The following is a 13762-nucleotide window of genomic DNA, read 5'->3' on the forward strand; positions in this document are numbered from 1 at the left end:
AGCAGCCATGGAACGTCGAGATTTCCTCAAACTGGCATCTATGGCGGGCCTCGGCGTCGTCGCAGCGGGCGCGCTGTCGAGGGACGCCGTCGCGGCCGGCCCCTACGCGGGCCCGCTCTGGGTCCACATCCACGCGAGCGGCGGCTGGGACCCGACGAGCCTCTGCGATCCCAAGGGCGCGATGAGCGAGGAAGAGCAGAAGACGCGGGAGGCGATGAACCGCAGCTACCTGCACGAGGCGATCGGGACCGCCGGCAATCTCCAGTATGCGCCGGTCGGCGGAAACGACGCATTCTTCAAGAAGCACTACAGCAAGCTGCTCATCATCAACGGCATCGACACGGGGACGAACAGCCACGACGCCGGCGTCCGCAACACGTGGTGCGGGACGCTCCGCGAAGGCAAGCCGGGCTTCGCGGCGCTCGTGGCCGGCGTCCACGGCGGCGCGTTGCCGATGGGGTTCATCAGCAATGGCGGCTACGACACCACGGCCAACGTCGTTGCCGTCACCCGCGTGCCCGACACCGGCGTCCTGCAGCGGCTGGCCTATCCGAACGTCGTCGATCCGTCGAACGAGAACCGCGAGACGTACCACACCGACGCCACGATGACGCGGATCCTGGAGGCGCGACAGGCGCGCCACGCGGCGAGGCTCGAGCAGCAGCGGCTGCCTCACGTCAAGCAGGCGATGAGCACGCTCTTCACCTCGCGCGTCGGGCAGAACGAGCTCAAGCAGCTCATCCAGTACCTGCCCGCGGAGTTCGAGCGGGCCTCGCTGCGGCGGCAAGCGCAGGTCGCGCTCGCGGCCTACCGCGCCGGCATCTGCGTGAGCGCCAACCTGTCGGTGGGCGGGTTCGACACCCACGGCAACCACGACGACAACCACATCCCGCGGCTCACCGAGATCTGCGACGGGATCGACTTCGTCCTGACCGCCGCGGAGGAGCAGGGCATCGCCGACCGGATCGTCATCGTCGTGGGCTCGGATTTCGGGCGGACTCCGGGCTACAACGAGGGCAACGGCAAGGACCACTGGAACATCACGAGCATGATGCTGGCCGGCGCGGGCATCACCGGGAACAGGGTGATCGGCGCGACGGACGAGCGGCACAACCCGCTCGACGTCGATCCGGTCACGCTCCAGCCCAAGGAGGGCGGCGTCCGGATCAAGCCGGGGCACATCCACAAGGCGCTGCGCAAGCTCGCGGGGATCGCGGACGATCCGCTCGTGCAGCGATTCCCGCTCTCCGAGGAAGAGGACCTGCCCATCTTCGGGTGACGGGGCCCGCGGGCGACGCGGCGCGGCGCACGCCTGTCGCCTTCGACCACCGGGCGGATGAGCCGCTCGGACCCGGCGGGCGGGAGACGGGATGTCCCCTCGCCCGCCGCTCACTCCACCGAGAACGCGATCTCCTCGCTCGCGCGCGCTCCGTCCGCGTCGATGCGGAGGCGGTGCGCGCCGGCGGCGAGCGGCCAGTCGAGCGCGAACGGCGGACCGACCTCGATGGGACGGCCGTCGAGCACGAAGCGCACGCGGGCCACGCCCGGAGGGACGTCGGCGCGGAGCCGGATCGCCTGCAGCGAGTTGAGCGAAGGGTCGAGGACGAACCGGGCGCCGTCGGGCGGGTACGCGACGCGGACGCGCGCGCCGGCCGGAGGGCCGACGGAGGCCCCAGGGAGCGCGCCGCAGAGGGGCGACGCCGCCTCGGGCGCGACGGGGCGGCCGGCGGCGCGCGCCCACGCGGTGAGCTCCGCGTCGTAGCGCTCGAAGACGCGCTCCTCGACCACGGCGTCGGGGCAAGCGCCGGCGCGAAGGCCGTTGCGGCGATCGATGCGCACGGCCTCGTGCATGTCGCAGGCCGGGAGCGCCGCGGCATCGCCGCGCGGGAGGAGCTCCCGGCGGCGGTGCGGACACGCGGCGGTCGGCCTCATGCCGGAGAGGCCGCAGACCTCGACCTCGGCGAGCTGCTCGGGATCGGGGGGATCGAAGGGCCGCGGCGGCCGGACGCGCGCTGCGGCGAGCATGGCGTCGCGGAACAGCGGGCCCGCGCCGGTGATGCCGCTGACGCCGCCCATGGGCGAGCCATCGAAGTTGCCGACCCACACGGCGACGGTGACGTCGGGCGTGAAGCCGACAGCGATGTTGTCGCGGAACCCCTTGGACGTGCCCGTCTTCGCGGCCACGGGGAACGGCAGATCGAGCGCGCTGCCCTCGCCGAACGACGCGATCCTCGCCCTGTCGTCGGCGAGGATGTCGACGATCACCCGCGCGCGCGCGGCGTCGAGGACGCGCGCGCCGCGCTCGGGAGGCGCCGCGGGCAGCTCGACCGGGGCGCCGCCCGCGCCGCGCGCGGGCGACACGAAAGGGGCGGCGGGCGACGAGGGCGACGAGACGACGACCGAGCGCACCGCGCGCACCGGCAGGTACAGGCCGCCGCGCGCGAGCGTGGCGTAGGCGTTGGCGAGGTCGAGCAGGCGGACCTCGCCGTCGCCGAGCGCGATGGCGACGCCGTAGCGCGACGGCTCGCCGTCGAGCGAGCGGAGGCCGAGCTCCCGGAGCCGGGTGAGGACGCGCTCGGGGCCGAGCGCGGCCGCCGTCCAGACCGCGGGGACGTTGTACGAGTTCGCGAGCGCGTCCCGCAGGCGGACGGGACCGTGGAACCGCCCGTCGTAGTTCCGCGGCGCATAGCTGCCGTCCGCCGTCGGAAACGAGAGGTCGACGTCGGGCAGGACGGTCGCGGCGGTGAACCCGAGCTGCTCCATGGCGAGCTCGTAGACGAACGGCTTCAGCGCAGAGCCGGGCTGCCGCAGCGCGAGGACGCCGTCGTTGTGGCCGAGCCCGGCCGCGTCGTCGATGTCGTGCGAGCCGACGTACGCGAGGACCTCGCCGGTCGCGTTCTCGATCACCACCACCGCCGCGGCGCCGACGTCGCGCTCCGAGAGGGCGCGGACGGTCTGCTGCGCGAGGACCTCGATCTCGCGCTGGAGGCCGCGGTCGATCGTCAGGGTGATCGAGCTCGCCCGATCGCGCAGCGGCGCGGCGCCGGGCCCCCCGTCGGGCGGGGCCGCGCCCGCTGGGCCCAGCGCGCCGCCGAGCACGGCGCGGACGAGGTGCGGCGCGCCGAGGCCGCCCCCCTTCGGGGCGAGCGCGATCGGCTCAGCGCGGGCGCGGGCGACCTCGGCCTCGCCGGCGAGGCCGGCCGCGAGCATCCGGTCGAGGACGCGGTTCCTGCGGCGCTCGAGCGGCCCGGTGCCGCGGCGCGGATCGTAGAGCGTCGGGCCGCGCGGCATGCTGGCGAGCGCGGCGGCCTCGGCGAGCGACAGGTCCCGGGTGGGCTTGTCGAAGTAGAACCGGCTCGCCGCCTCGACCCCGCGCAGGCCGGGGCCGAACGCGATGCGGTTCAGGTACTGCTCGAGGATCTCGCGCTTCGAGAGCGACGCCTCGATGCGCAGCGCGAGCGCCATCTCGCCGAGCTTGCCGCGCGCCGTGCGAGGGCGCGGCACGAGCGCGCGCGCGAGCTGCTGCGTGATCGTGGACGCGCCCGAGACGACGCGCCGCTCCGCCGCGAGCTGGAAGGCGGCGCGCACGATCGCGATCGGATCGACGCCGGGGTGGCGCGCGAACCGCTTGTCCTCCGCGGCCAGGAGCGCGCGCTGGATGCGATCGCCTGCGTCGTCGAGCGGCAGCCAGCGCGCGCGCGCGCCGTCTCCGGCGCGGAGCTCGCGGAGCACGGTGCCGTGACGGTCGAACAGCACCGTGGACACGGCGTGGTCCTCGGGCGCGCCGAGCGCCGGCGGGAGCGGCGTGAGCGCCGCGAGGGCGGCGAGCAGGAGCCACGGCGCGACGGCGAGGGCGAGCGCGATCTGCGCCGCGCGGCGCAGGAGCCTCCGCGCGCGCGGGCCGAGGCGCGCGAGCCGCCGCCCGACGCGGCCAGGTTCTGGCGTGGAGCGCGCGGGCACGGCTCAGCGCGGGCGCGGCGCCGCGTCCGGCCCTCGGCTCCCGACCTGCACCGTGACGGCGCCCGTCCGGCCGAAGACCTCGGGGCTGTACATCTCCTCGGCGCGCGCGGGCGGGACCACGAACGAGCCGAGCGTCGTGGCGCGCGCGAGGTACCGGTACCGGTACATGCCGGCGGCCATGTGATCGACGAAGAACAGGACGCGGTCGTCGCGGATCTCGCGGACGAAGCGGCTCGGGTCGTACACGCGGCCGGTCGCGCGCAGGTCGTCTCGATCGGCGTCCGCGTCGGCGTCGTCCGCCTCGGCCCGGGCCTCCGCCGCGTCGACGTCGAGCGAGCGCGCGGACGTCGCGAGCCGCGCGTCGACCGCCTCGAGGCCGGCCGGCAGCGGATCGTCGATGACCACGAAGTCGCGCGGAGAGGGCGTCACCACGACGATCTCGCCGAGCACGAGGTCGCCGCCGGCGAACGCGGCCGACGGGGCGGCCGCGCGCCCGCTCGACGTCGACTCACCGCCGACCACGGCGGCGAGATCCTCGGGCGCGAGCGCGCGCAGCGACTTCTCGATGTAGAAGCCGCGGTCGAGCGCCGCCGTCGGGAGCTCCTTGCGCGCGTAGCGGAGCCGCGCCTCGTAGAACAGGCGGCCGCGCCCGTCGACCGCGAACGCGAGCGGCGCGCCGGCGGCGCTCGCGAGCCTCGCCGCGGGGATCGACGTCTTGACCTGCTCGGTCGTCGGGCCGTGGAACGGCGCGGAGAACAGCTCCGCCTGCCCAAGGAACACCCGCGCGTCGAAGTCGGGCGCCGCCTTCTCCTGCGCCTTCCGGTACTGATCGAGCGCGAGCAGCGCCCACGCCGTCTCCTGCGTGCTGCGCCACGTGCCCCCGCGGCGATCCGCGAGCAGGCCCGCCGCGAGCCGCGGCGCGAGCGGGTGCGCCGGCCGCGCCGCGAGCAGCGCGCGCAGCACGAGCGCCGAGGTGCGGGCCTCGGAGTCCATGAGGACCGCGTACGCGTCGCCGTGGTTGTGCACGGCGCGCGCGACAGGACCGTCGAGGCGCAGCGCGCCCTCGAGCTCGCGCACGAGCTGATCCACGGACGCCCTGTCGCTCTTGCCGATCACCATCGCGTGCGCGAGGAGCGCCTTCGAGAAGAGCGGCAGCTTGTCGCGCTCGTCGAAGAGCTGGCTCGCGCGCCCGGGATCGGGGGCGCCGCTCGCCGCGAGGACGTCGACGAGGAACGGCGCCGTCGCCCGGAGGAGCGGGCTGGCGCCGATCTCGTTGAGCTCCCCGCGCAGGAACGACGTCGCGCGCTCCACCGCGTCGGCCGGCACCGCGACCCCGTAGCGCCTGGCCTCGGTGAGGCCCCACAGCGCGTACGCCGTGGTCCACAGGTCCGCGCCGTCCGACTCGGCGAAGAAGCCGAAGCCCCCGTCCCCGCGCTGGTGCGAGAGGATCTCCCGGACCGTCTTGCCGATGACGGCCGTGAGGTCCTTCGGCAGCGCGATCCCGTAGGCCTTCGCGAGATCGCGCAGCGACAGGAGCGGCACCATCCGGCTCGTCAGCTGCTCGGTGCAGCCGTACGGGTACTCGAGGAGCTGCTCCACGCCGCCGCCGAGGCCCACGAGCGCGGTCGGCGCGAGGCTCACCGTGAGCCCGCCCGTGTCGTCGCGGATCGCCGACAGATCCCCGAGCCGCTCGGCGCTCGCGGTGGTCGTGTCGCCGTAGAGCGCGACCGCTTCCGGCACCATGGGCGCCTTGATCTCGCGGTTCACCTCGACGACGTCCGACGCGCCGCCGCCCGTCGCGCGGAAGCGCAGCGTCGCGGGGCCGGCCCGCGGCGCCGAGAGCGCGAAGCGGACCTCGGCCGACCCGCCCGGGGCGAGCTCCACCGCGCGCTTGGCGCTTCCGGCGAGCGTGAGCCCCGACGCGGTGAGCTCCACCTCGACCGTCGCCGGCTTCCCGAGCCCCTTCGAGGTCACCACCACCCCCGCGTCGATCGCGTCGCCCGCGCGGAGGAACCGGGGCAGCGCGGGCCGCGCCATGAGCGGGCGGCTCGCCGTCACGCGGGACTCGCCGTAGCCGAAGCGATCGTCCTCGGCGGCCACGACCGCCATGACCCGGTAGGTCGTGAGCGAGTCCGGCAGCTTGAAGCTCGCTTGCACCTGCCCGGAGGCGTCGGTGACGAGCGCGGGGTTGTAGTAGGCGCTCTGGCGAAAATCGCGGCGCACGCCCGTGCTTCCCGAGGCGCCGCCGCCGCCCGCGCGCCCCTTGTCGGCGCCGAGGTCGGCGAACGGGTTGCGCACGCGGGCGAGCGCCTCGCGCGTCTCGATCGTCGCCACCTTCAAGGGGCGCGGCGCGCCGAACACGGGGATCGGATCCGGCGTCGTGTACCCCGTCAGCGACAGCACCCCCTCGTCCACGGCGTAGAGCGTGACCTCCGCGCGGGCGGGCTTGCCGGCGCGATCGCGCACGTCGACGTCCACGCGGATCGGATCGCCGGGGCGCGCGTCCGCCTTGTCGGCGCGGACGCGCACCGCGAGCCGCTGCGCCTCGGGGTTCACGCGGAGCGGCGCGTAGCCGAGGCGGAACGCCGGCGCGCCGACGTCGGGCCCAGGCACCCCGCCCTTCCCGGGCGCGGGCGGCGGCTTCGTCCGCCCGCGCACGAGCAGCACCGACACGAAGGCGTTCGGCCGGAGGTCCTCCGTGATCGGGACGTCGATCACGGGCATGGCGCCCGACAGCGTCACCCTGCGGTGCGTGGAGATCCCGGCGCGCTCGACCGTGACGAGCGCATCGGCGGAGGCGAACGGCGACTTCACGATGACGCGCGCCGTCTGGCCGATCTCGTAGCTGTCGCGGTCGGGCACGAGCTCGACCTTGAGCTCGTCGCTGTCGCCGAAGCCCCCGCCGCCCTCGCCGAGCGCGTAGATCCCGGCCGCGGCGCCGACGGGGTTGCCGCGGCGGTCCTTGGCCGTCGCGTGCAGGAGGTAGTAGCCCCCGGACGGGACCGTGAGCTCGCAGCTCCGCGGCGCCGCCGCCGTCGTGACGCCGCACCGCGCGACGACCTTGTCGACCGGCGCGCTCACGCTGCGGTACGCGCTGCCGCTCTCCTCCCGCGCCAGCGTCCACGTCCGGTGCACGAGCTCGACCCGGACGGCGACCTGCGCGACGCGCGCCCCCTTCGGATCGACCGCGAGGATCTCCGGCCGCAGCACGTCGCCCGCCTTCGCGAAGCGCTCGGGCTCCTTGAGGGCGACGTAGAACTCGGCCGGGTGCACGAGCGCCGTCGAGCTCCCGGCGATCGTCTGCCGCGACACGTCGGTGATCGTCGCCTCGCACGTGACGAGCTCGGTGCCGCGCTGGCCGGGCATGGCGAGCGCCGCGCCGATCGCCGCCTGCCCGGCCGCGTCGAGCTTCTCGCGCGCGCTCTGCACCTCGAACTCGCGCGGCGCCTGGTCCCGCAGCGCGTCGGTGAGCTCGTCCTCGCGGACCGTGAACCCCTCGATCCCCGGCGGCGAGAACGCCGCCGGCGCGCGCGACACCGAGAGCCACGCCTCCGCGTTCGTCATCGGCGCCCCGAACAGGTAATCGCCGCGCGCGATCCAGCGCGCCTTGTCGCCGCGGACGTAGCTCGGCCTGTCGCTCTCGACGCCGACCTTGAACTCGGCGGGGCGGTACTCGGCGACCTCGACGCTGGCCGACACGTCCGCCCACCCCGCCTCGCCGCCCTGCACCGTGGCGCCGAGGCTGTACGTGCCGAGCCGCGCGCTCTCGGGGATCTTCACGTCGGCCGAGAAGGTGCCGAAGGCGCCGAGCGTCGGGGAGAGGGAGACGAGCGCCTCGCCGTCGGGCCCCTCGACCTTGAGCGTGACGCGCTTGCCGGCCGGCGTCCTCGCCCCGCGCGCGCCCTCCTCTCGGAAGATGCCCTTCACGCGCACCGTGTCGCCCGGCCGGTAGATGCCGCGATCGGAGAACATCATCCCGAACGGGCGCGCCTCGCTGAAGTCGGACGGCGCGCCGAAGCGCCACCCGCTGAGCGAGTCGGCGACGCTGCGGTACGTCCAGTCGTCGCCCGCGCGCGCGAAGATCACGCCGCGCTCGGGCCCCGACGAGACGTCTGGCCGGTACGCTGACGCGGGGACGATCGCGACCCCCTCCGCGTCGGTGAGCACCGCCGCGGGCGCGGGCGCGCCCGGGGTCCGGATCCACACGCGGGCCCCGGGCACGGGCGCGCCCGTCGACAGGCGCGTCACCCACACGAGCGAGCCGCTCGGCGACACCTTCGCGCTGATCCCGAGGTCGGTCACCTGCGCGATCACCGCCTCGGAGACCGTGCGCGCGTTCCGCGTCCCGGGCCGGGAGGTGTAGCTGATCCCGATCGCGAGCGGCCCGCGCTTGCCCTCGCCGCCCAGCACCTCGGCGGCGCGCACGAGGTGCGTCGCCGGCGCGTTCGTCGCGGCCGCCGGGCGCAAAGCCGATCGCTTGCCGGAGGGCAGCGCCGCGATCTCGTTCATCTTCGGGCTGCGCCCCGGGCTGTGCGGATCGGCCTGCAGCGCGAGGATCGCCTCCTCGGTCATCGCGCCGACCGCGAGCGAGAGCTCGCGCACGTTCACGGACACGACCGGGATCTCGCGCTGCTGGGCCGGCTCGAAAACGCTCCCGGTGAGGCCTATCTGCGCCTCGGGCCAGCGATCGTCGAAGGAGACCTCCTCGGCGGCGGCCCCGGCGAGCGCCTGCCCGTGCACGTCGCGCAGCCCCGCGGCCACGCGCACCCGGTAGCTGCGGCCCGGGGCGAAGGCGCCGCCGATGGGGATGTGGCTCGTGGCCTGGTCGTCCTCGAGCCACGACGGCCATCGCAGCTTGACGGCGGGCTCCACCGAGATCGCCCGCTTCGCGTCCGCGAGCTTGACGGGGTTCGAGAAGGCGAGCGCGAACCCGCCGTCGGCCGCGCAGCCCTTTCGCGGCGTGTCGCGATCGCACTCGGGGCGCAGGACGCGCAGCGGCCCGAAGGTGCGGTACGTGAACCGCTGCTCCTCGCCGGCAGGCAGCGGCCCCTCGCGGCCGCGGAGCCCCTCGGCCACGGCGATCTCGATCTCGCTGTCGCGCGGCAGCGGCGCGCGGGGGACGAGCTCGGCGAGCATCTCGTTCTTCGCGTCGGGGCGCCGCACATCGAACGCCACCTTGTCCTTCCGACCGCCCACCGTGAGGGACGCGCTCCGCGCGATCTCGGCGGTGTCGACCGGCTGGTTGAACCGGAGCTCGAACCGCGCGTCCGGCTTGAGATCGTCCTTGCCCGACCACGGCTCGACGCGCGCGACCGCGGGCAGCTCGGTGCGGAAGGAGAAGGTGTAGGGCGCGGCGAGCGTGCTGCCGTCGAGCGCGCGGGTGCCCGCCGGCACCTCGACCGTGAACTCCGTGCCGCGCGGCAGGTGCCCTTCGGGGACGAACGTGAGGCCGCTCGTGCCGACCCAGCGCCAGCGCCCCGGCGCGGACGGCTTCAGGACGGCGGGCGCCGCGGCCTCGCTGCCCGCGAGATCGAGCGCCCTCATCGGCCGGTTGAAGACGAGGCTGATCTCGGCGGGGCTCGTCGTCTGCCCGCGGGGCGCGCCGAACACCACCGCGAACGGCCCTGCCGCGGCCTTTCCACCCGCCTCGATTGCGCCGGGAGCGAGCGTCCCTCGGGGCGGAACGTTGGGGGCGCGTGCGCCCTGAACGCAGGCCAGGCTGAGGGCGATGGCCGCGAGGGCGGCGGGCGCGAACCGGAGGCGCAGAGCGACGGACATGGCCCCGACTCAGCAATGGGGATGCCGCGGGCGCAAGAGGCGAGTCCGCGGCGGAATCGGGGCGCGCGATGTGGCAGGCGAGACACACCCGACGAGCGACGGTGACGCATGGGCGTCCGGGCCTTGCCGCGGCCGCTGCCGCCTGACGGGCGACGGGCGACCGCCACGCGGGGAGCGAGGCTGCGCTGGCGCGCGCGACGTCGTGAGTCTAGGGCGCGATATCGTACGCGTGCTTCGCTGCCCACAGCGTGGTGGCGCGCATGTAGTAGGGCGCGCGGATGCTGCCGTTGCCCTCCCAGGCCTCCGGCGTCCGGAACCACAGGCCGTCGGTCTTCCAGATCGTATCGACGAGGCTCGCGCCGATCTCGCCGGCCTGCGCGGCGAGCCCCTCCTGGATCATGCCGGACACCACGCCCCAGGACGTGCCGACCCAGCACTCCCGCGTCTGGTTGCTCGTGTTGTCGACGGAGCCATTGGCGGTCATGACGTTGACCACGCCGCGGGTCCCCCCGTCGAACCGCTTGAAGTTGTTCTCGTAGATCTTCGTGAACGCCGACGCCGCGTGGCTCGGGTCGACGATCGGCGGCAGCCCGAGGGCGCGCGCGTACCACTGGCCTGCGAGCTGGTCCGACATGATCCGGTTCGTGTCCCGACTCCCCGTGTCGATCTTGTAATACGACCCCGTCCAGAGCTTCGACTCGAAGCCGCCCTTGGCCTGGTCGTACCAGGACTGGTAGGTGCTCGCGAGCGAGGCGTCCCCGACCGCTGTCGCCAGCTCCTTCGCGGCCTCGCTGGCCGCGAGGAAGAGGCCCCCGCAGTACGCGGTGTTGCCGTGCAGATCCATGTCGTCGTACGTCTGATCGATCCCGTTGCTCTCCGGCAGCCCGTCCCCGTCGCCGTCCTGGCCCTTCACCTTCTGCATCGCCATCTTCACGGCCGGCCAGCAGTAATCGAGGAACTCCCTGTCGGTCTTCCCGGTGAGCGCCCAGTCGCGATAGACCATCAGGACCAGCTTGGAGTTGAGATCCTTCCAGTTGGTCGAGTCGCGGTACGTGTACGCGTTCCACTTGCGGAAGACGGTGTCGGTGTCTCCGAAATCGTGCGCGGTCGTCCCGATCGCGCGCGGCCTGTCGGATCGGTTCGTCGTCACGCTGTCGCAGAACTGCCGCACCTCCTGCTTGTCGATGTCCGGCCAGAGCGAGAACAGCGCCCAGGAGCCGTAAAAGCGCACGTCCGACGTCCCGTAGAACGGGTAGACGTACGACTCGAGGCTGGTGAACATGTCCTCGTCCGGGTCGTCGGGCTGGCCGGACGCCGCGCCGGCCTCCCAGTACGTGCCCGCGATGGCATAGTAGTAGAGCTCGTTGAACAGGGCGCCCTTGAGCCACTCCGGGTACTTCTGGTCATCGAGCACGCTCGCCTGCCAGTCCTGGATCGCCCAGAGCCACGGCTCGTGCTCGGCGAGCGCCTCCGCCGCGATCGTCCACGAAGCGTACCCCTTCCGACCGAAGTGGCGCGTGTACGCGCGGTACCACCTGTCCCCCGAGCCCGCCTGCGTGACCGGGATATCCCACGCGAGCACGATCGGCACAATGGCGCTCTTCCCCGGCTCCACGGTGGCCTTGAACGCGATCGCCCCGAGCGAGTGCCCTCCCGTCGTGTTGGCGAGCGCGCCGTCGTTGGCGAGCTCGCTCTGCAGGGCGGCGACGCTCTCGGCGGACTGGTACGAGACGACCACGCCCGGCGCGTTCCGGCTGGCCAGCGTGAACTCCCCCTGTTCCTCGGCGTTCGACGCCCCGCTGCCGTGCGTGAGCACCAAGCCGACGTTGTCGCCGGAGGTCTGGACCTTGGCGCCGTTGCCGCCGTGGTCGTTCTTCCAGGTCAGCATCACGGCGACGTCGCACGGCGCTCCGGTCGGATTCGTGATCTCCCACCGATAGACGCCGACCGGATAGCTGGTGGTCTTGTAGTCGCCCGGGATGATGGGGCTGTATTGTTCGACCTTCACTTTGCAGGGGAACGCCGCGCCGTGGTAATCGACCCACGAGCGGGGAAAGAGCGAGGAGTACGTCGCCTGCCCCTGGCCGAGCCCGTCCTTGTCGAGGCGCTTCGTCTCCGCGGCGCCCCCTTCGGCCTTCTGGTACATGAAGAAGCCGGCGTTCGGGTCGACGTTCTGGTCGTTGCTCCCGATATCGAGGCGCCCCTTGTAGAACCTGCCGTCGAACCGCCAGGTGATCGTGCCCGCCCCGAAGCCTCCGATGGGCGCGCCGTCTTCATAGACGCCGTCCGTGATACCCCTGCTCCACGCCTGCGCCGGGATGGAGATCGGCTCGCCCGGCACGTGCGCCGGCGGGCCGCCGCCGTCGCTGCCGCCGGAGCCGACCGCGGGCGGAGCACCGCCGGTCCCCGCCTCTGATCCGGAGCTGCTCGCAGGGCCCTGGCCTGCCCCAGCGCCGGTCCCCGCTGCAGCTCCGCTTCCGGCGCCGCCCGGGCCCGATCCGCCGTCCGACGAGGGCGAGCTCGAGCTACCTCCATCGCACGAGGCGGCCGTCGCCACGACAAGGACGGCACCCACAGCGACGACACCCAGAGAGCGTAGTGGGATATGGGGCAATGTCATGGCCGCGAGCATATGCAGATCGCGGGCGCACGTCACCGTATCAATGGCAATGCATTAACTTCGTTATCGCTGGAAGATTCCGTCGTTTCCGAGGCAAACCCGTCTTCGTACGCCGCTGCTCACCTGGGTTGTCTTAACGCGACGCGAAATACCCAGGGCGGCCTCCGCGATACGAGGGCGCGAGCGAGACCAGTACAATCATCATTTCATTGCCAGGCTGCTCCTCGGCTCGCCGTCGAGGAGCGGCGCTCAGGGCCAGGTGGCCTTGACCGCATTGATCCAGTAGTCCGGCACGCGGAAGGCGGGATCTTGCTCGATGTGCACGAAGCGCCCGCTGTAGCTCGCGGCGGAGCGACCACAGACCTGGCTCGCCGAAACGCCGTTGAGGAGCCTGCCTTGAACGTTGGTCGTCGCGTTCAGCGAACAATCGCTGCGGCCGGGGACGCCGACCCGCCATGTGGGCTTGTAGGCCAGGAGGTTGCGCGTGAGCTCCGATATCTTGTCACCCCGGACGGGGGCGACGTCCATGCCATGAGACATGAACACGTCCTCCTTGCAGGTGTCCCTCGCCATGCCGTGCCACTCGATGCCCCACCAGGGCCTCGATCCGTAGAAGGCCGCGAGCTCCAGATAGGTAGCGTGAAACGCGTTTGTCACATTGTGAGCCACGTCCGAGATCATGGTCGAGCTCTGGCAAATGCTGTCGTTGAAGCTCGCGTCACGGTGAGCGCCGGCCATCAGGAAGCTGCGGGATCGCGTCGCCTTGAAGATGGAGACGGCCTGGCTCTCCGTCTCCAGGTCCGCGGTAGCGTGCGGCGCCGAGTGAGAGAGCTCTCGCTCCGCGGCCGCGTCCACGATGAACGTGCCCAGACCGAGATCGACGATTCCGTCGCTGTTCCGATCGGCGACCTCCATGAGCACACAGTAGCTGCGCCCGTTACCGACGTCGCGGAGGAGCCGGACACTCGCGGACGACGACAAACTGGACGGAAGGACGATATTGCAGCTGCCGCCCATCATCGCGCGAACGACGGTCCGCCACGCGGTCAGCTGCGTCGAGGTCGGGGCGACGAAGATGCCTGAGCCCCTGCCGGGCATCTGATCGCGAATGCACGTCACGAGCGCCTCCAGGGTCGCGCTCGATGAGCAGGTCAAGTCCGCCGACATCGCCGGGCGAGACGCCATGAGGACGCCAGCGCCGAGCAGGAACAGAATCGAACGTTCGAGCCGCATGACAGCGTCACCTCCAGTAAGGGGTGTGGGGGGGGTCGGCAGGCGACGGCGAGTGCAAGGCGGAGACCGCCGCGCTGTGCGAACCGTTCGCGGTCGCGGTCATCCCATCCGACGCGCTCGCCCTCTCCATTCTGTCATGAGCCGCAAGCTCGCCGAAAAGTCGTGGAAATA

General features: G+C 72.8%; 5 protein-coding genes. 1 reads left to right on the top strand and 4 read right to left on the bottom strand.

The window, feature by feature from the left end; all coding sequences use genetic code 11:
- The first annotated feature begins 7 nt into the window (after window positions 1-7).
- The gene (locus WME90_RS22790; protein ID WP_437283286.1) at window positions 8-1279 is read left to right on the top strand and encodes a DUF1501 domain-containing protein; all 1272 of its coding nucleotides are present in this window, start codon (window positions 8-10) and stop codon (window positions 1277-1279) included.
- Window positions 1280-1389: 110 nt separating this feature from the next.
- Here the strand turns inward: WME90_RS22790 and pbpC are convergent, their stop codons facing one another.
- The 4 genes from pbpC to WME90_RS22810 all read right to left on the bottom strand — a co-directional run bounded on the left by pbpC (window position 1390) and on the right by WME90_RS22810 (window position 13591).
- Complete coding sequence (gene pbpC, locus WME90_RS22795) at window positions 1390-3960, bottom strand: penicillin-binding protein 1C (RefSeq protein ID WP_437283287.1); 2571 nt, start codon at window positions 3958-3960, stop codon at window positions 1390-1392.
- A gap of 3 nt (window positions 3961-3963) precedes the next feature.
- Window positions 3964-9738 (bottom strand): Ig-like domain-containing protein, encoded by a 5775-nt coding sequence (locus tag WME90_RS22800; RefSeq protein WP_437283288.1) that lies wholly within the window; start codon window positions 9736-9738, stop codon window positions 3964-3966.
- A gap of 208 nt (window positions 9739-9946) precedes the next feature.
- The gene (locus WME90_RS22805) at window positions 9947-12313 is read right to left on the bottom strand and encodes a GH116 family glycosyl hydrolase (protein ID WP_437283289.1); all 2367 of its coding nucleotides are present in this window, start codon (window positions 12311-12313) and stop codon (window positions 9947-9949) included.
- A 294-nt stretch (window positions 12314-12607) separates the two neighbouring features.
- Window positions 12608-13591 (bottom strand): hypothetical protein, encoded by a 984-nt coding sequence (locus WME90_RS22810; protein ID WP_437283290.1) that lies wholly within the window; start codon window positions 13589-13591, stop codon window positions 12608-12610.
- Window positions 13592-13762 lie beyond the last annotated feature (171 nt).

The sequence above is a fragment of the Sorangium sp. So ce375 genome, assembly GCF_051473855.1.
Taxonomy (GTDB): domain Bacteria; phylum Myxococcota_A; class Polyangia; order Polyangiales; family Polyangiaceae; genus Sorangium.